Raw genomic sequence first — 18,413 nt, forward strand, 5'->3', positions numbered from 1 at the left:
CCACCGCCATGGCAATAGGCCGCGTTCGTTTTCGGCCGTCAAAATCACTAGATATCCATATATATCGATGCGATGGCGTCACTGGTTCTTCGCCAGAAACCGTTTATCGGGAGAAACGCGATGTCGCCACGCCGCAAGTCACCAACCAGTCCGCAGCAATCGGCGGCATCGCGTCGAGTTGCGCAGCTCGCGATAGCGGCTTTCCTCATGTCGACATCGCTGCCCACCGCCGCCCAGCCGCAAGCGACCGCCCCCGAAAAGGCCATCAGTTCGATCACTTTCGCGCCCGGCAAGTCCTCAAGCGGGTGGCTGCCGTTCGAGCTTTATGCCGGCACGCGAATCCTGATCCCGGTCGAGGTCAATGACCGTGCCGTGGTGGCAATGCTCGACAGCGGCGCATCCTCGACCGTCGTCGACCGCAGCTTCGCCACGAAGCTCGACCTGAAGCTGACTGGCGATCATGTCGGGGGGGCGGTCGGCGGGAGCGTGGCTTACAGCACGGCCCACGGCATCACGCTGAAAGCCGGGGACCTGGTGTGGCGCGGGGGCGAGGCGGTGGCGATCGACCTCACCGCGGTCGGGCGCCAACTCGGCCGCGAGATCCCGCTATTTCTGGGCGGCGAGATGTTCGCCGATACGGTGGTCGAGATCGACTTCAAGGGCCGCAGGATCGCGTTTCACGATCCGGCGACCTATGTCGCGCCGTCCGATGCCGCCACGGCCCGCCTGACGAACACGGAGGGCGTATTGTCGATCGCGATGACAGTCGAGGGCCGGCCTGCCGAACTGCTGTTCGACATCGGCAATGCCGGTGCGATCAGTCTTACCCCCCGCTTCTGGGGCCAGCCCGGTTTCATGAAGGACCGGGCGACATCGACGACCTTCGTCGGTGGTGCCGGTGGCATGAAAGTCCGCAAAGTCGCCATGCTCGACCGCATCACCGTCGGCTCGACTGAATTGAACGACGTGCCGGTCAGCCTGAGCGAGCGCCAGACAGGGCCGGTCGAGCAGGAGGAGCCGCTGGACGGCAACCTGGGCATCGGCGTGCTCGGGCGGTTCCGGCTCATCGTCGATGTTCGGCGGAACCGCGTGCTGTTCGCCCCGCCGATCGATCGGGCCACGCCGTTTCCCGTCAATCGCGCCGGCCTGACGCTACGGCCCGACCCGAAGGGTGCGGCGATCCTGCATGTCGCGAGCGGATCCCCCGCGGCGTCGGCCGGCCTGATTGCGGGCGACGTCATCGTCGACGTGGACGGCGCGCCCACCGCCGGTCAACCGACCAGCAACTGGCAATTCGGCGCCATCGGCACGATCGTGCGGCTGCGTCTTGTCGATGGCCGGGTGGTTGCGCTGACCCTGCAACGCTATTTCTAGGTCGGCCGTCCTTCACCGGCGCCTTGCGCCGGCTGCCGCCGCGCCTTGGCGAGGTTGGCGATGAGCTCGGGCCGGGTCTGGCGCTCCTGTTTCCAGGCCGGCTGGCCGGGGCGGGTGCGCCAGGATTCGCTGAGCGGGCTGTTGTCGACGGTATCGAAACCGAACTGATCGTAGAGCCGAGTCACGATCGCCACGGCTTCGGGAAAGTCGCTCGACGCGGACAGCGCCAGCCGATCGGCTGACCCGGATGGTCTGCCCCAGATGAGGATCCGCGGCGCCTGGATATGCGTGAACGCCTTGACCACTTTGGATTTGGGGAGCTGCTCCTGGCGCAGTTCATGTTCCGTCTTCTCGCCTGAATCCACGATCGGATAATGCCCGTCGCGCCACGCCATATAATTGTTGGTGTCGATCACCACCTTTCCCGCCAGTGCTGCGACGGGCAGAGTGTTGACCAGCTTTAGCGGGGCGGCAACGACGACGAAGTCGCCGGCGGCAGCCGCTTCCGCCGCCGTCGTCGCGCGTGCGGCGGGGCCCAATTGTTCGATCAGGTCCCGCAACGTCTCGGGCCCGCGCGAATTGGCCAGTACGACCTGATATCCCTGCGCGATGGCCGCCCGCGCGATATGGCTGCCGACTTCGCCGGCGCCGATGATGCCGATCGTCGTCATTGCACCGATGCCGCAAGTGCGGCTTCGAGGCCGACGCCCGACGAAACGCCTGTGTTGAAGAATCGTTTTCCCGAAAGGTCGACGCCGGGAAGAATGTCGACGTCGGGAAGAATCTCGTCGGCGGTGGATCTGGCACCGAAAATATCGGTCATGTCGTTTTCCTTTGTCCGAAGCATGGCCTCGAAAAATTCCCCGGCTACACCGCTCGCGCGACCGCCGGGGAAGGGTGCTCAGATGCCCAGGCCGCCGGCCACGTCGATCACGCTGCCGGTCATGTAGTTTCCGTGCGGACCCGCCAGATGACAGATCAGGGCGGACACTTCCTCGAGCGTCGCGATCCGGCGGATGACGTGCAGGTTCATGAGCGCGTCGGGAACGCCATCGCCCAGTACTTCCGCCGACATATCGGTCGGCATGACTCCAGGCTGCACGACGTTGACCGTGATATTGCGTCCGCCGAGATCGCGCGCGACGCCTTTGGCATAGCCAACGATCGCCGCCTTGCTTCCCGCATAATCGGCCGCGCCGGCGAACGGGACATGCGTGCCGAGCAGCGAGCCGATGAAGATGATCCGCCCGCCATCCGACAGCAATGGCGCCGCCGCCCGCGTGGCCGCCACCGAACCCATGACGTTGATCTGCCACTGGCGATCGAGATTGACCGTGTCGAGACCGGGATCGTCGACCGTTTTCCCCTGCACGGCGATCGCTGCATTGTTGACGAGGATGTCGAGCTTGCCGAAATGTGCTACCACCCGGTCTATCAGCGGCTTGGCCGCAGTCATGTCGGCCTGGTCGCTCCGGATCGCGATCGCCCGCACACCCTTTGCCTGCAGCCTGTCGACCACTGCCTGTGCCTTGTCCGCCGAGGCGACATAGCTGATCGCGACATCCGCTCCCTGGTCGGCCAGCGCCTCGGCCGTGGCAGCACCCAGACCGCGCGAGCCGCCGGTGACCAGCGCGACCTTGCCCTTCAATATATCCGACATCCAATTTTCCTTGGTTCGGCACCGTCGCTGGCCATGGCAAGCGGCGATGCAGCATTACGTAATCATCGTTACGATAATGTCCGTTATGAAAACTGGACACCGGCTGTCAAGCGGTTTAATAATGGCCGTTATGGAAAAGACGGAAACAATCTGATGGGCCGCCATCGCGAATTCGATGTCGAGAAAGTGCTCGATGCGGCGCTCTGCGTCTTCTGGCGCAAGGGCTATGAAGGCGCCTCTTATGCCGACCTGGTCGAGGCGGCCGGCGTAGAACGGCCGGCCCTTTACGCGGCGTTCGGCAACAAGGAAGCGCTCTTCCGCAAGGTACTCGCGCGCTATGACGAGCGCTACCTCGATTATATCCCGGAGGCGCTCGAACTACCCACCGCGCGCGACGTCGCTGCGCATCTCCTGCACAAGGCCGTCGAGCTCAACACGCGCTATCCCGATCGTACCGGATGCCTGGGCATCAACGGCGCGCTGGCGGGCTCGGACGATGCCGAGCCGATCCGGCAGGCACTGGCCGAGTTCCGCGCGGCCGGTCGGGAGCGGCTGCGCGAGCGTTTCGACCGAGCAAGGGCCGAGGGCGACCTTCCCGAGACGGCGAGTGCCGCGGCGCTTGCGGCGTTCGTGATGACGGTCACTCAGGGCATCGCGGTGCAGGCCAAGGCCGGCGTGAGCCGCGAGCTGCTCCAGGCCGTGGCGGAGCAAACGCTGAACACCTGGCCTGCCGGAGATCGCGCTGATCCTGCGGCCGCCTCGACATAAGCGTCTCGTCGCCGGTGGACCAGGCGGGGCAGGGGGCAGCCCGTAACGGTGTTTCGTTTACACTGGCAACGGCGCGCCGGATTGCTCCGCCACCATATATGCGGCGTACCAGTCGGGCCAGTTTTCGTCGTGCTTGCCGCCCATCCGTTTCTCATGCTCGCCGTGCGCGAGCGCCGCACGCCACATCGCGCTCCTCAGATCCGCCACCGAGGCGAAGCTAGTGACGTCGGAGTCGATTCGGCCGGGCAATCTTGTGGTTACTTCCTGCAACAGCCAGCCATTGCCGTCCGGGTCGTGGAACGACGCGAAGGAGCGGTAGCTGCCATGGTCCGGGTCCGGACCGCTCACCCGGAGACTTCCGAACAGATAGGGTTCGTCCGCGCCATTGTGCACGCTGCCGCCGTGGAAAATCTCGCCGACTGCGACGCCGCGCCGAAGCAGATCGTCGCGGGCGGCCGCGATGTCGGAGACGATGAGGTAGAGGCCCTGAGCTGAACCGGGCACCGCGGCGGTAACGTTCTTGCCGAAGATGATGGAGGTCGGGGAGCCTGGCGGGGTGAACTGCATTACCCGAAAATCGTCGCCCTCCGCGAAATCGGCATCGAGCCGCCACCCCATATCTGCATAGAAGCTTTTGGCGCGATCGACGTCGGAAATGGGGATGACGACGATTTCGAGCTTCAGGTCGAGCGATTCAACTTTTGGCGTTTCGATTGCGACTTGGTCAGTTCCCTCAATGGTTGGCATAGCAATATCCTTTGATTTTGGTGCCTTGCATGACCGCGAAATCTTGGACTGCCGCAAAGAGCGGGCGCTATGGTCCCGTTCGCCAGCGCTTGCGACTCAATGATGTCATCGCTGTCGCGTATCTTTACGGCATTTCTGTCGAAGATGTTACCGGCGACCACTTCATCTCGCTTGAGGACCAGATCATGAAACCAGGCATCCGCACCCTATTCGCAACCATTTTGCTGGCCGCCGGAAGCGCCGGGGCTGCGGTGCAATCGCCTGAAGGGGTGACCCGCACCGACCTGCAGCGGCACGATCTTTCCGTGCCCGGACGCGAAACCATCCAGGCGCGCATCGACATCGCACCCGGCGCCACCGCGCCCTGGCACCGTCATCCTGGAGAAGAGGTGATCTACATCATCGAAGGCACGCTCGAATATCAGCTCGAGCATCAGGCCCCGGTCACGCTGAAGGCCGGCCAGGTTCTTTTCGTCCCCGCCGGAATGGCACACAAGGCGCATAATCCCGGCACCACGAACGGCGCTGAACTCGCGACCTATATCGTCGAGAAAGGCAAGCCGCTGCTTGTCCCCGCAAACGATATCGAGCCGCGTTGATCCGTCCGACGGGGATATGCCGCACGTCCAATTGAACGACTGATCCGCGGAGCCCCTCTCGAACATCGCGCCGGCTGCCGACCGGCTGATATCTCCATCCCGACGCCTCGCGCAAATCGTCCGCTGTCATCGCATCGCAACCAAAGAGTCGCGAGATTGGAATTCTCCCCGGGCAGAGCGCGGCCATGCGGCACTGCAGCAACGCCGCGCCAAGGGGGATATCGTGATTCGATCTGCTACCAGCCTGCTCGCGCTTGCCGGCGCGCTTTTCTACGCCAACGCCGCCTTCGCCCAGGCGACCGACGCCGCGGCGAGCGACACAGCCTCCGACGACGCATCGACGATCATCGTCACTGCCAAGTCGACGCGCTCGGCCACTGCGATCCCCCAGAGCGAGATCCAGAAGATCCTGCCGGGCGTCTCGCCGCTGAAGGCGATCCAGACACTGCCGGGCGTGCTCTACATCACTGCCGATCCCTGGGGTTATAACGAGCAGAACGCGCAGCTCTTCATTCACGGCTTCGCCGCCAATCAGCTCGGCTACACCATGGACGGCGTTCCGCTCGGGGATCAGAGCTACGGCAATTACAACGGCCTTTCGCCGCAGCGCGCGGTGATTTCGGAGAATGTCGGGCGTGTCGTCGTGGCGACGGGCGCCGGCGATCTCGCCACGGCATCGAACAGCAATCTCGGCGGCACGGTGGAGACCTTTTCGTCCGACCCGCTGGCCCAGTTCGGCGTCCAGGCAAGCCAGACCGTCGGCAGCTACGATACGTCGCGCACGTTCCTCCGCATCGACAGCGGCACCTTTGGCGGCACGAATTCCGCCTATATCTCCGGTGCCCGCCAGCATGCCCGCGCATGGGACTTCGATGGCGTCCAGGGCGGCTGGCAGGCCAATGCCAAGTTCGTGCACGACGACCATATCGGCAAGCTGACGCTCTATTTCGACTATAACGACATGACTCAGCCGAACGAGGACGCGACCGTCTTCTTCAAGCCTTCGGCCGGCAACACCGCCAGCCCGGTCCAGCTCTACACGCCGTACACCAAGCCGTTCTTCTATCCGGATTTCGGCGCATACCGGTCGTCCTATCTGAACGCGCTCGGCAATTCGCCCACCGCCCAGGGCAGCAATTATCGCAACTATTATTCGGATGCGCAGCGCACCGACTATCTCGCTTACGCGCGGTACGACGCGCATCTGTCGAGCAACATCACCTGGTCGACGACCGGATATTTCCACCACAATGACGGCGCCGGCGTCGTCGCCGGGCCGCTCGGCCAGTCGATCACCACGGCGCAGGCTTATCTCGATCCCAATTACGCCAGCCTTCCGGCCAATTGCCGGTTCACCGCCAACAACAACGGCATTCGCCCGACCGGATCAAACCCCTGCACCGCGCTGACCGACGCCCAGGCTGCGGCGGCCGGTGCCGCGCTGGTTGCTGCGACTGGCGGCTCGGGCCTCATCACCCGCACCACGGAATATCGCATCGATCGCGGCGGGGTGATCTCTGCCTTCAACATCGATCTCGGCGACCACAAGATCGAATTCGGCGGCTGGTACGAGCACAACAGCACCACGCAGTGGCGTCGCTGGTACGGTGTCGACGTCAACAATCCCGGCGCGAGCACCCCCTATATCCGCCCGCTCGAGGTCGCCCAGCCGCTGTTCACGCAATATCAGGGCGAAGCACGGATCAACCAGTTGCAGCTTCATCTGCAGGACACCTGGCAGGTGTTCGACAAGCTGCTCGTCCAGGGCGGTTTCAAGACCAGCGCGCAATGGGCCAATGGCTGGTTCCCGGTGCAGCCAAAGGCCGGCTCCCTGTCGGGCCTCGCCGGCGGCCTGCCGCAGGGCAGGATCAACACGCTGCGCTGGTTCCTGCCGGCGTTTGGCGCGACCTATGATTTCAACGGCCATGAGAACGTCTATTTCAACGTCCAGAAGAACCTGCGGCAATATCAGGCCTATCTGGCCGGCGGTGGCGGCCCATGGTTCACCGGTAGCCAGGCGGCGTTCGACGCCTTTGCCGATCAGGGCAAGCCCGAGAGCAGCTGGACCTACGAAGCAGGCCTGCGCACCCGCCGCAACTTCGGCAACGAGATCGGGCTCGAGGCGCAGGTCAATTACTACCATGTCGTGTTCAACAATCGCCTGCTGGCGATCTCGACCAACCCGGGCGGCATCGCGGGCGGCAGCATCACCGGCGGCACCTCGATCCTCGTCAATGTCGGCGACGTTCATACCGACGGTGTCGACGCGGCCTTCACCTTCCGCGTCGGCCGTACCTTTTCGCTCTATAATGCGACCTCGTACAATCTCTCCAAATATCAGAGCGATTACACGTCCGCCGCGACCGGCATCGGCAACGCGACCGGGAGCTGCATCGGCGGCTATCTCGTCACCAGCGGTGTCGTGCCGACCTGCGGCAAGCAATTGCCCGGCACGCCGAAATGGATGAACAAGACGGTCGCGACGCTGTCGGCCGGTCCGTTCGAGGCGCAGGTGATCGGCGATTTCGTCGGGCGCCGCTTCTCCACCTTCACCAATGACGCCAGCGTGGCCTCCTATTTCCTGACGTCGCTGCGGATCGCCGCCCGCCTTCCGGACGATATCCTGCCGCTACGCAAGGTCGAGCTGGCGCTGAACGTCACTAACCTGACCGACAAGAAGGGTGTATCGACCCTGTCGGTAGGATCGGCGACCAACAGCTATTCGGCCTATCCGATTGCGCCGCGCCAGTGGTTCCTGACCCTGTCGGCCGCCTATTGAGATCGACGCCAACTCAGCCGGCGGGTTCTGAATCCGCCGGCTGCGTTTCGTCTATGCGAGCGAGCCGTCGTTCGAGGTCGCGGCGGCACAGCGCGCATCGAAGCCGCGGCTCAGTTCGGCGAGGCTGACCGCGCCCAGCCGTTCGACCAGCAGCGCCTCGGCGTCGCGCAGGGCATCTCCCACGGCTTCGTTGACCACCTGCTCGACGGCGCAGCCCGGGTTGGAATGTTCGTTGCCGATCGCGAAGATCCTCGGGCCGCCGACCGCGCGGTGGACGTCGAGCAGCGATACCTGCGCCAGGTCGCAGGCGATCATCCAGCCGCCGCCATGCCCCTTGTCCGAACGGACATAGCCCGCGTCGCGCAGCCCGGCCATCGTGCGGCGCACGACGACGGCGTTGGTGCCAAGCATCGCGGCGATCGCCTCCGATGTCATGGGCCCTTCGTGCCGCGCCATATGGAGCAACACGTGGAGCATCCGGGACAGTCGGGTGTCGTTGCGCATCATCCGATCTTTCGCATGCTCTTGCCTGTTGGCAAGCGACCTCATTCACGATACTTATAGAGTTACATGATTCTGGAGTGAATGACATGCGCGAATTCGAGAACCCCGATCACTGGGACATGGCGGCCAGTCATTATCAGCGGACCGCGCATCCCTTCACCGCGCGCTTCGCGGAGGCGGCGCTCGCCCGCGTGGCGCTGACGCCGAAGAGCGAGGTACTCGACGTGGCGACCGGCACCGGCGCTCTCGCGCTGGCGGCGGCGCGCACGGGCGCAAAGGTGCTGGCAACCGACTTTTCGCCCGGCATGGTGGCTTGTGTCGCCGCGGCGGCGCTGCCCAATGTCGAGGCGCGGGTCATGGACGGGCAGGCGCTCGACCTGCCCGATGCGCGCTTCGATGCCGTCTTCTCGATCTTCGGCGTGATCATGTTCCCCGATTGGCGCAAGGGGCTGGCCGAGATGCGGCGGGTCACGCGGCCGGGCGGATACGGCGTGGTCGCCACCTGGCAGGAGCGCGGTGCGGCAACCTTCTTGCTGCTCGGTCAGGTGCGGCAAAAGCTGTTCCCCGGACGCGAGAGCATGGCGATGCCCGAAGCGGTCCAGGCGCTGAGCGATCCGGCGGATTTCGCGCGGGAGCTGATCGCGGCGGGCTATCGCAATCCGCAGATCGAACGCGTGACCGAGGACTATCGCCTCGACGTCACGGCGCTGGGCGAGCCCGATACGCTGTTCGGCATGTCACCGGACTGGACCAGCCTGAACGACGCGGACAAGGCGGCGGTGGTGGCGGAAGTGCGGCACATGGCCGGCGATCGACCGGTTCTGCCAATCCCGTCCACTGCACTGATCGCTGTCGTGGAACGTTGAGCGGCAGGAATGGCGCGATTCACCGCTTGCGCGGATACCCGTAGCGGCTGCTCTCGAACGACACCGTCGCGCCTGCGTTGTCGCCGAGCGGGATGTCCGCCGTGCCGTAGGCACCGCGCGTGCCGTGCGATCCGATCATGACGCCGAACTCACCGTGAATACGCCGGTCGGGACCTTCAGCGCTGACCAGCTCGCCACGGGCCGCCGCGGCCTTTTCCATGGTGTTGTTGTTGAGGATCTCCAGCCGTTCCTCGTCGGACAGGCGAATGACGTCGCCGGTCGAGGGCGGGGTCGCCTCAATCGGCGCTGCGGGTCCCGGTTCGGGCGCCGATTGCGCGCTCGCGGCCGCCGGCCAGAGGGAAACGCCCGCAACCAGCGCAAGCGCGATCGGCAGGGGATGAAAGTTCAGGGGCGTCCGGGTCATCCCGCCTTATAGGCCGGCCTTACCCGACCACAAGCTGAACGGCACAAACCTAAACGCCTGCGGCATAGCCCGCCGCCGCCTGCAGACTTTCGATGTCCTGGCGCGGCGGCGCGCCGAACAGGCGGCGATATTCACGGCTGAACTGCGACGGGCTGTCATAGCCGACCGCAAAGCCGGCCGCGCCCGCGCTGCTGCCCGTCGCGAGCATCAGCCGCCGCGCTTCCTGCAGCCGCAGCTGTTTCTGATATTCGAGCGGCGTCATCCGCGTCACCGCCTTGAAATGCGCGTGCAGCGACGATGCGCTCATGCCCGCGGCCGCGGCGACATCGTCGATGCGCAGCTGTTCGTGGAAGCCGCTGCGGATGCGCGCGATGGCGCGGCTGACCTGGTTGAGATGGCTGTCCGCGGTCGCGATATGGCGCAGCATCGGCCCGTGCGGTCCGGTCAGCAGGCGATAGGCGATCTCCCGCTCGATCAGCGGCGCGAGCGTGGCCACCGTCTCGAGCCGGTCGAGCAGCCGCACCAGCCGGCACGCCGCGTCGATCAGGTCCGGATCGCCCGGATAGACCGCGAGCGCCGGCAGCTCGCTGCGCGGTGGCGTGCTGCCATCGGCGATCAGCAGGTCGGCGAGCATGCCCGGATGGAGATCGATCTTGCAACACAGATAGGGCGCATCCGGGCTCGCCTCGAGCACATGGCCGACCAGCGGCAGATCGACCGACACCAGCAAATAATGCGACGCGTCATAGACGACGCTGTGCTCGCCGAGCGATACGCGCTTTGATCCCTGGGCGATCAGGCAAAGCGACGCTTCATACACCGCGGGCACCGGCACGGACGGAAAATCCGCGCGGATCAGCGACAGCCGGGGCACCGCCGTCGCGGAAATCCCGGATTGTGGCGCGTGTCGCGCGATGAGCTGGGTCAGGTCGGCGATCTGCTGCATGACGCGATGAAACCCGATCCCGCGCCGCGCCGCAAGGCCTGTGCGTCATCATTTGGAGGATCGTGCAAAGTCTCCGGGCGATCGCTCTACCGCTGGCCGCGCATTCCGCCCCATTGGTCCGTCACCACAAGGCAAGAAGGACATGATCATGACCGGCATCGACAAGACCATCCTCATCACCGGCGCATCGAGCGGCATCGGCGAGGCGACCGTGCGCGAGCTGGCCGCGACGGGCGCGCGGCTGTTCATCGGCGCGCGCCGCGGCGATCGGCTTCAGGCGCTTGCCGCCGAGCTCGGCGCCACTGTCGCCTGGCGCACCCTCGACGTCACCGACGCTGCCGACTTCGCTGCCTTCGCCGACGCCGCCGAACGGAAATTCGGGCGGATCGACGTGCTGATCAACAATGCCGGCGTGATGCCGCTCTCGCCGCTCGCCGCGCTGAAGACGGACGAATGGACGCGGATGATCGACGTCAACATCCGCGGCGTGCTCAACGGCATCGCGGCGGTGCTGCCGCGCTTCGTTGCCCAGCACAGCGGGCATGTCGTCAACGTCGCTTCGGTCGGCGCGCATTTCGTCCTCCCGACGGCGGCGGTCTATTGCGCCACCAAATATGCGGTGTGGGCGATCACCGAGGGGCTGCGGCAGGAGCATGACGATATCCGCGCCACCATCATCTCCCCCGGCGTGACCGCGACCGAACTGGGCGACGACATCAGCGATCCGCAGATCGCCGCCGCGCTCAAGGACTGGCGCCAGAAATCGCTGACCCCGGACGCGATCGCCCGCGCGATCCGCTACGCGCTCGAACAGCCCGAGGGCGTCGATATCAACGAAGTGATCGTGCGGCCCACCGCCGCCAACATGTAAGGGCCCGCCCCGGCTTTCGGGCGAGCCCCACGCTCCCCCGAAAGCCCGGCGGCGTTTCGGCGCGATCTCGCCGCAACGCCGCCGTTTCGGCCAGGCGGCCGCTCGCGGCCCGAAACTATCGCTTGATGCGCGGCAGGCCCATGAAATCGCGCTTGCCCAGCTTCACGCCCTCGGCCCGCAGGATCGCATAGGCCGTGGTCGCGTGGAAATAGAAGTTGGGCTGCGAGAAGGAGAGCAGGAAGTTCGCGCCTGTGAAGGGCATGATGGTTTCCCCGAATGCGAACTGGGTATCGCAATCCGCCAGCGCGTCGAACGCATCGCGGTCCAGCGCCTTCAGGCTGGCGACGGCCGTCTGCAGGATGCCGTGCAGGCCGGCGAAGTCGGTCGGCCACGCGGAGCGGTCGGGCGAGAAGCTGCCGGCCTGGACGCCTTCGATCCCGCCGACCGAATGCGCGGCGCAGGATTTCACCTGGTATCCGAACGGCAGCATGTCCGGCGCAAGGCGCGTGTCGATCAGCGCCGCCTCCGTCATGCCTTGTTCGGTGGCGAACGCCGCCGCCTTGTCGAGCAGCGCGTCGACCGCGCCGAGGATCTGAAGGTTGGACGGCACGACGGCATCATAAAGGGAAAAGGACATGGCTTTGGCTCCCGCTTGTTTTGCGGGGCTTATGGGGGCTTGGGGCCGCCCGGTCCATGCGTTCGTTCTTCGGAATCGATATTGGGATCGGTGTCTGGCTTTGGGCCACAGGGCAGGGGAGACTCAGGGCCCGATGGCACCCGCCGTCACGCCCATCCTGCCCCACCGATTGTCGCACGACACACCAGCCGACCGCCAGTATGACCTGTCGCCAACCGGCTGAAACGATTGGGGGCGAGAGATGATTCCGTTGATGATGGCAGCCGTCGTGGCCGCGATGACGACGACACCAGCCCCGGCCCCGCAGCCGGTATCGCGCACCGCCACGCTGCCCCCGGCCGGCGACGCCGATACCACGGCCTGGTGGGCCACTACCGCCGCGCTCTCCGGCGATGCGATGGAGGGGCGTGATTCAGGCTCGCCCGCTTATGATCGCGCCGCCGCTTTGGTGGCGGATCGATTCGCGGCGGTCGGGCTCAAACCGCTCGGTGTCGATGGGTCATGGTTTCAGCGCGTGCCGATGGAACAACTGTCCGTCGACTCCGCGACGCTCGGCGCGGGCGGTCGTCCGCTCGCCTTTCTGCGCGACATCACCGTTCAGCCCGCGCCGGATATGCCAGCGGCGCTGGAAGGGCCGATCGCCTATCGCGGCTATTGCGCGGCGGATGCGCTCGGCGACGTGAAGGGCAGGGTGGTGATCTGCCACGGCACGCACCGTGCCGGCCTGCCCGATGCGGCGGCGCGGCTCGCGGCGGTAAAGGCGGCGGGGGCCACGGCGCTTATCACCATCGCCGATCCCGGCTTCGCGGTGGAGCCGCCGCGCTGGCCCTTCGCTTATGCGCGCGCGGTATGGCTGGCGGGCGAAAAACCGCCGTCCGAACCGATTGCCCGCTTCACGCTCAACGCCGATGCGCTGGGGAAGCTGATCGCGGGCAGCGGGCAGGAAGCCGCCAGGCTCATCGCCGCCGGCAGCAAGGGCGATCCGCTGCCCAATTTCGATGTCGCCGGCCCGTTCCGCGCCCGCTTCACGCTCTCGCGCAGGACCATTGCCTCGCCCAATGTGATCGCCATGCTGCCGGGCGCCGATCCGGCCATGGCGGATCAGGCGATCGTGCTGTCGGCGCATCTCGACGGCTATGGCCCGGGCGAGCCGGTCGATGGCGACGGGTTGTACAACGGCACGCTGGACGATGCCGCCTATGTCGCCCTGCTGATTCAACTGGCGCAAAATCGCCACGGCAAGGGCTTTGCGCGGCCCGTGATCTTCGCTGCCTTCACGGGCGAGGAAAAGGGGCTGCTCGGCTCACGCTGGTTCGTCGCGCATCCCACGCTGCCCCTCAAGAGGATCGCGGCCGACATCAACCTCGATCAGCTTCGCCCGATCTTCCCCCTCGATCTGCTGACCGTTCACGCACTGGACGATACGACGCTCGGCGACGATGTGCGCGCCGTGACGGCGGCGGCGGGAATCGCCACGCAAAAGGATCCGGAGCCCGAGCGCAACCTGCTGCGCCGCGCCGATCAATGGCCCTTCCTGGAGGCCGGCATTCCGGCGACCGCCTTCGTGTTCGGCTATCGCCCCGGCAGCGAGAGCGAGCGCATTTACCGCCGCTGGTACCAGACCGGCTATCACCGCCCGCAGGACGATCTTGCCCAGCCGATCGACTGGAAGGCAGCGGCCGATTTCAACCGCTTCTTCTATGCGCTGGTGACCCGGGTTGCCGACCAGCCGGCGAAGCCTGCGTGGAAGGCGGAGAGCAGGCTGCGGCCGAAGGTGGATTGAGGGGGAGGGTGCTGGGTCCGGTTTCTGTTTCTCGCGCCTACCTACTCGAGTCCGACTAGGGTCCGGACTCATTAGAGCCACCAGATGACGGTAGCGGCGATGGCGATGGTTGCCATGAAGGTTTTGATGTTGCGATCGAAGCGGGTGGCGACCCTTCGCCAGTCTTTGAATCGGCAGAACATGCGCTCGATGACGTTTCGCTGCTTGTAGATTTTCACATCGCAGTCGAGCTGCACCTTACGGTTGCGCTTGGACGGGATGACAGCGGTAGTGCCCCGTTCGGCGAGCCAGGCGCGCAAGTCGTTGCTGTCATAGCCTTTGTCGCCAACCAGTTCGGCTGAAGGCGGCATGGCCGCGATGCAGGCCTTGGCGACCTTCATGTCGTGCACATTCCCCGGCGTGATCATCAAGACGCAGGGGCGGCCCTTTACATCGCAGAGGGCGTGGACCTTGGAGTTTCTGCCGCCACGTGTCTGGCCGATACCATTGGCCAATGCCCCCCTTTTGCGCCGCCCGCCGTGCGGTGGGCCTTGATGCAGGTGCTGTCGATGAACAGTCGGTCGGGTGCGTCCTCGGCGCCGGCCAAAGCACTGAAAATGCCTTCCCATATCCCGCGCTCGGCCCAGCGGACGAAGCGGTTGTAGAGTGTCTTTTTCGGGCCATAGATTTGCTCGGGACAGTCACCCCAGCGACCGCCGCTCTGCAGCGCGTGGACGATCCCGCTCAAAACACGCCGATCATCGACCCGCCGCTTGCCGCGCAGGCCCGTCGGCAACAAAGGCTCGATCCGTCCCCACTGCGCATCCGAAAACCAGAAGAAATCCGCCATCGCCAACGCCTCCTCGAAAAGAGGCTTTGAATCATAATCCGGACCGCACGGGAATCCTGTTATTGGGTCCGGACCCTAGTTCTGGCGCGGTCATCGCGCAGTGACGCACTGGATACATAGGGTACTACGGCTAGATCGTCCGTTCGCTGACTGGCCGCTTTCAGATGCCCATCGTGGAAGCGGCCCTTAATTAAGTTAGGTTTGAGATCGGAAAGACCCATTACCCGCCATTCGCGCTCCTCTGCACTCTCCCCAGCTTCGGACATTCGTTCACATTAGCGAGCCACGCCCTCGACCCGCGGATCAACGGCAGCTTTCAGGTACGGCGGGGATCGTCGGGAACGGCTTGGCCTGGGTGGATTCCTACCAGTCTGCTTTCGGGCGGTGAGCAGCAGAAGCGGTCGTTCATACCCGGAGCGCTGAACGTCATGAGTTGGTCGGTCGCCGACTGGCATTTATCAGGAACATTTCCGAGCGTGCTGCCGTTGCTTTGGGGACCGGCCAGACCCCGATTTCGGACGTTCCCCGGCTGCCGGCCGCTTCCCACGACCGGACACTCGCTCAGGTGCCGCCGCTGCTGTCAGCGGATAAGACCCATATTCCGCCGCGGATGAGCCCGATACCGGCAAAAGCGGCAAGGTGGATCGGTATCGATGCTGTAGGTCATTGACCTACGGCATCGGGACGGAGAGGTGCTAGCGACGCGACTTTTAGGGTTCACTATGATGAAACGATGCGGCGGGCAAACCAACCAGTGCGTGCGCCATCCCGGCGCAACCCCGCCGCAAGCCTGACAAGCCCCGCACGCGTGACCTTTTACCGCCTGCTGATCGTCGACGACCATCCGATCGTGCTCGGGGGACTGCGCCTGCTTCTGGCAGGCAGTTCTGACTTTTGCCTTGTCGGCGAAGCGACGACCGCGGCAGAGGCCCGCGCTTCAGCTGAGCGGCTGCAACCGGATCTGATCATAACCGACCTCGTCATGGGCGGAGCCGACGGCATCGCCCTGGTGGAGGATCTCGTTGCGATCGCGCCTGCGGCAGTGCTCGTCTACTCAAGCCATGATGAACGGCAGTGGGCGCCAAGAGTTCTGCGCGTCGGCGCGCGAGGCTTCGTGTCAAAGGCCGAGCCGCTCGATACGGTCGAAGCCGCCCTCTTCACGCTGATCCAGGGCGAGATCCACATTAGCGCCGAGGTACAGCGCGCGCTCGTCAGCGACTATGCGGGCTGCGGAGCCGGCGCGGATGACATTGCGTCGTTATCCGGGCGGGAATTGCAGGTGCTTACCCTGATGGGCAAGGGACTTGGCTTGCAGGAATTAAGCGCAACGCTAGGGCTCAGCGTCAAGACCGTCGGGACCTATCGCGAACGTCTGAAAGTTAAGCTGGGACTCGAAAGCGTACGGATGCTGGAGCGCGTAGCGCACGATCACAGCAAGGCCCCGCTTCAGCCATGATCGGCCGGATCGTACCGTCCGGGGCCTTGCTGCAACGTTGGGATATCGATGGAGCTGCACACGCGTCGCTGCCGTTCGACCGTGCGCTGGCACTCATCAACCTCAAGCGGATCGAGCTCGCCTGCTGGGTCGGGCTGCTCACCGATCTGCTGAGTATCTGTTTCGGTCGCGCCGAGCCCGCGCTCATCGTCCCGTTACCGCTGATGATCGTCATTGCCATTGCTTCCCGACGCACTTTGCACTGGACCAGCCTCAGGGCACAGCAGACGGTGGTCCTCGCCTTCTTCGTGGCCGCCCTCGCCGAACGGATGGTAGTGAGCTTCGCGCTCACGTACCCGGAACCGCCGACATCCGGCTACGCGATCGGCGCCTTGACCATGACCTTGCTGTTTGTGTTGCGCCCTCTGACGCTGGCCATCATTCAAGGCGCCCTGCTTGTGCCGTTCGCGGCGGCCGCCGCATACCTGCTGAACTCGCCGGCACAGGCCGTGCTGGTGACGGTCAATGCCGCGATCGTGGCCGGCATATCAACTGTCGCGGGCGCCTTGATCCACGGCGCGCGCCATCGAGACTTCACGCAGAAGCGTCTGATCCATTCCCAAAATGCACAGCTGATCGAGCGGAATGAGGAGCTCGATCAGCTGATGGCGATCGCCGCGCACGATCTGCGCAGCCCGCTTTATGGCCTGCGCAATTTGCTCGATCTGGCGACGCGGCGTGCGCCGGAACATCGCGACGTTGCATTGAAGGCCGTACGCGACGGCATCTTCAGCATCGACGCGATGCTGACACTGGTGACGCGCCTGCTCGATGCCCATTCGGCCGAGCACGCGCCGCTTACGGCCCAGGTGCGCGAGGATCTCCGTGGCCAGATCCTGGCTGCAGCCCGGCGGATTTCCCCTGCTGCCGAGGCTGCCGGTTGCAGCATCGCAATCGATGTGCCGAATGCGCCACTGATCGGGCGCTTCGATCGTGGTGCGCTGATCCAGGTTCTGGACAATCTGCTCTCCAATGCGGTGCGATTCGGCCCCGCCGGCGGATGCGTACACCTTACCGGTTCCGTTCACGCCGGCCGCGTTACGATCGAAATCGCCGATCAGGGGCCAGGCCTCGACGCGGATGCGCGCCAGCGGCTCTTCCTCAAGTTCGCCAATGCGGGCCTGAGCCGTAGTAAGGCAGGCGCCGGGATGGGCCTGTTCATCGCTGCCACCTTCACCGATCGCATGGGCGCGACCTTGTCGTTTCGCGACGCAGAGCCAACCGGGGCGATCTTCAAGCTGACGCTCGCGAGCTGAGCCGCAAACGATCGAAATCCTCGAACCGTACCTCCGCTTCGCATCTTGCTCCGCCGACTCCTCACCCCAGCCATTCGGCTTTCTTGTAACCAGCGATGCAGTCACATGGCCGTCTGGTGATTTTCCGCCTTGTAGGTCATCGACCTACGCCGCCAGGAACGTATTCGCATAAACGGTGGTGGCGACAGCGCGTTGCGGTGGGTCGACCTTGGGGGCTTTGTGATGAGCGTAATGATGAATCGCGCGCGGTTGGCGCGGGCAGTGGCGATCGGTGTCTGCCTGGCCGCGCTCGCCCCGACGGCAGGTTCGGCCGCGATATACGATGTCACCTGGAAGGATAGCTTCTGGCCCGGCTACAACGGGCCGAGTTTTACCTGGCAGATCGACTCGGCTAATCCGGAGACCGTATTCCCCGGCGTCTTCGTTCAATACTCTCAATACCGCGAGGGATACGGTACACCTTATACAATTCAATTCACGAATACTACTAATGATCCAAATATCAATTTACACGTATCTTTTGCGAATTCTTCTTTTAATTACTACTATGTCGGCCCTCAGCTTTACTCTGGATCGGAGGCTTCTCCCGTTTTCACGCCAGGGACTTATGGATTTTCTAGAAGTAGCTCCGGCGCTTTCGCCAACGCGTCGAGCGGATACGGCTCCCTCGTGATTTCCAAGGTCGACGCCCCCGGCGGTGCGGCCCCCGAGGTCGGCGTCGGCCTTCTCTCGATGCTCGCCGCCGCCGCCGCGCTGGCGCTGACCCGCATGCGCAGGCCCTGGCTAGGGCTGGGGTTCGCGGCCGCCTGATGGACAGCAGGATTTTCGGCCCGCCGATCCTGGAGGATGGGCGGCGCCTCCTTGCGGATCCAAGG

General features: G+C 64.8%; 19 protein-coding genes. 10 read left to right on the top strand and 9 right to left on the bottom strand.

The annotated features are described in order from the left end of the window. Nucleotides 1-207 precede the first annotated feature (207 nt). Entirely contained in the window at nt 208-1,374 is a 1,167-nt protein-coding gene (locus tag U1769_RS16750) for an aspartyl protease family protein (protein WP_332718229.1), read from the top strand. On the opposite strand, the gene U1769_RS16755 is transcribed toward U1769_RS16750, so the two are convergent. The 3 genes from U1769_RS16755 to U1769_RS16765 all read right to left on the bottom strand — a co-directional run bounded on the left by U1769_RS16755 (nt 1,371) and on the right by U1769_RS16765 (nt 3,034). Continuing rightward, nucleotides 1,371-2,045 (bottom strand): NADPH-dependent F420 reductase, encoded by a 675-nt coding sequence (locus tag U1769_RS16755; protein WP_332718231.1) that lies wholly within the window; start codon nt 2,043-2,045, stop codon nt 1,371-1,373. The two genes, U1769_RS16750 and U1769_RS16755, sit on opposite strands and share 4 nt — an antisense overlap. Continuing rightward, nucleotides 2,042-2,197, bottom strand: a complete 156-nt coding sequence (locus U1769_RS16760; protein ID WP_332718233.1) for a hypothetical protein — start codon at nt 2,195-2,197, stop codon at nt 2,042-2,044. The genes U1769_RS16755 and U1769_RS16760 overlap by 4 nt, the downstream gene beginning before the upstream one ends. Nucleotides 2,198-2,275: 78 nt before the next feature. Further along, the gene (locus U1769_RS16765) at nt 2,276-3,034 is read right to left on the bottom strand and encodes an SDR family NAD(P)-dependent oxidoreductase (RefSeq protein WP_332718235.1); all 759 of its coding nucleotides are present in this window, start codon (nt 3,032-3,034) and stop codon (nt 2,276-2,278) included. Between the two features lie 153 nt (nt 3,035-3,187). Here U1769_RS16765 and U1769_RS16770 point away from each other — a divergent pair, with 153 nt between their 5' ends. Beyond that, on the top strand, nt 3,188-3,802 hold the full coding sequence (locus tag U1769_RS16770; protein ID WP_332718237.1) for a TetR/AcrR family transcriptional regulator: 615 nt from the start codon (nt 3,188-3,190) through the stop codon (nt 3,800-3,802). Between the two features lie 57 nt (nt 3,803-3,859). Here the strand turns inward: U1769_RS16770 and U1769_RS16775 are convergent, their stop codons facing one another. Next, nucleotides 3,860-4,606, bottom strand: coding sequence for a VOC family protein (locus U1769_RS16775; protein WP_332718240.1), 747 nt, complete (start codon nt 4,604-4,606; stop codon nt 3,860-3,862). 32 nt (nt 4,607-4,638) lie between these two features. Between U1769_RS16775 and U1769_RS16780 the strand changes: the two genes are divergently transcribed. Both U1769_RS16780 and U1769_RS16785 read left to right on the top strand, forming a co-directional pair. After that, nucleotides 4,639-5,148 carry a cupin domain-containing protein gene (locus U1769_RS16780; protein ID WP_332718242.1) on the top strand — a complete coding sequence of 170 codons (510 nt, stop codon included), beginning with the start codon at nt 4,639-4,641 and terminating at the stop codon, nt 5,146-5,148. A gap of 223 nt (nt 5,149-5,371) precedes the next feature. Continuing rightward, nucleotides 5,372-7,927 (top strand): TonB-dependent receptor, encoded by a 2,556-nt coding sequence (locus tag U1769_RS16785; protein ID WP_332718244.1) that lies wholly within the window; start codon nt 5,372-5,374, stop codon nt 7,925-7,927. Nucleotides 7,928-7,978: 51 nt separating this feature from the next. On the opposite strand, the gene U1769_RS16790 is transcribed toward U1769_RS16785, so the two are convergent. Further along, nucleotides 7,979-8,431, bottom strand: coding sequence for an Rrf2 family transcriptional regulator (locus tag U1769_RS16790; RefSeq protein ID WP_332718248.1), 453 nt, complete (start codon nt 8,429-8,431; stop codon nt 7,979-7,981). An 86-nt stretch (nt 8,432-8,517) separates the two neighbouring features. Here U1769_RS16790 and U1769_RS16795 point away from each other — a divergent pair, with 86 nt between their 5' ends. Next, a complete protein-coding gene (locus U1769_RS16795) occupies nt 8,518-9,297 on the top strand; it encodes a class I SAM-dependent methyltransferase (RefSeq protein ID WP_332718250.1) in 780 nt (259 codons plus the stop codon). A 19-nt stretch (nt 9,298-9,316) separates the two neighbouring features. On the opposite strand, the gene U1769_RS16800 is transcribed toward U1769_RS16795, so the two are convergent. Next, nucleotides 9,317-9,721, bottom strand: a complete 405-nt coding sequence (locus U1769_RS16800) for a hypothetical protein (RefSeq protein WP_332718252.1) — start codon at nt 9,719-9,721, stop codon at nt 9,317-9,319. Between the two features lie 49 nt (nt 9,722-9,770). Beyond that, on the bottom strand, nt 9,771-10,667 hold the full coding sequence (locus U1769_RS16805; RefSeq protein ID WP_332718254.1) for an AraC family transcriptional regulator: 897 nt from the start codon (nt 10,665-10,667) through the stop codon (nt 9,771-9,773). 148 nt (nt 10,668-10,815) lie between these two features. Between U1769_RS16805 and U1769_RS16810 the strand changes: the two genes are divergently transcribed. Then, the gene (locus tag U1769_RS16810) at nt 10,816-11,538 is read left to right on the top strand and encodes an SDR family oxidoreductase (RefSeq protein WP_332718256.1); all 723 of its coding nucleotides are present in this window, start codon (nt 10,816-10,818) and stop codon (nt 11,536-11,538) included. Between the two features lie 115 nt (nt 11,539-11,653). Here the strand turns inward: U1769_RS16810 and U1769_RS16815 are convergent, their stop codons facing one another. After that, the gene (locus U1769_RS16815; protein WP_332718258.1) at nt 11,654-12,175 is read right to left on the bottom strand and encodes a DUF1993 domain-containing protein; all 522 of its coding nucleotides are present in this window, start codon (nt 12,173-12,175) and stop codon (nt 11,654-11,656) included. 253 nt (nt 12,176-12,428) lie between these two features. Here U1769_RS16815 and U1769_RS16820 point away from each other — a divergent pair, with 253 nt between their 5' ends. Continuing rightward, nucleotides 12,429-13,958, top strand: a complete 1,530-nt coding sequence (locus tag U1769_RS16820; protein WP_332718260.1) for a M28 family peptidase — start codon at nt 12,429-12,431, stop codon at nt 13,956-13,958. Nucleotides 13,959-14,029: 71 nt separating this feature from the next. Here the strand turns inward: U1769_RS16820 and U1769_RS16825 are convergent. After that, nucleotides 14,030-14,787, bottom strand: a protein-coding gene (locus U1769_RS16825) for an IS5 family transposase (RefSeq protein WP_332718262.1) whose coding sequence is annotated in 2 segments (ribosomal slippage) — nt 14,030-14,451 and nt 14,451-14,787 — 759 coding nt in all. Because the reading frame shifts where the segments join, the coding sequence is not laid out codon by codon here. An 808-nt stretch (nt 14,788-15,595) separates the two neighbouring features. Between U1769_RS16825 and U1769_RS16830 the strand changes: the two genes are divergently transcribed. The 3 genes from U1769_RS16830 (at nt 15,596) to U1769_RS16840 (ending at nt 18,348) form a co-directional block, all read left to right on the top strand. Next, the gene (locus U1769_RS16830; protein WP_332718264.1) at nt 15,596-16,243 is read left to right on the top strand and encodes a response regulator; all 648 of its coding nucleotides are present in this window, start codon (nt 15,596-15,598) and stop codon (nt 16,241-16,243) included. Next, the gene (locus tag U1769_RS16835; RefSeq protein WP_332718266.1) at nt 16,240-17,538 is read left to right on the top strand and encodes a sensor histidine kinase; all 1,299 of its coding nucleotides are present in this window, start codon (nt 16,240-16,242) and stop codon (nt 17,536-17,538) included. Before U1769_RS16830 ends, U1769_RS16835 begins: the two co-directional genes overlap by 4 nt. Before the next feature lie 222 nt (nt 17,539-17,760). Further along, nucleotides 17,761-18,348: a hypothetical protein gene (locus U1769_RS16840; protein WP_332718268.1), complete on the top strand. Its 588-nt coding sequence runs from the start codon at nt 17,761-17,763 to the stop codon at nt 18,346-18,348. Nucleotides 18,349-18,413 lie beyond the last annotated feature (65 nt).

It is taken from the genome of Parasphingomonas zepuensis (assembly GCF_036663735.1).
GTDB lineage: Bacteria > Pseudomonadota > Alphaproteobacteria > Sphingomonadales > Sphingomonadaceae > Sphingomonas.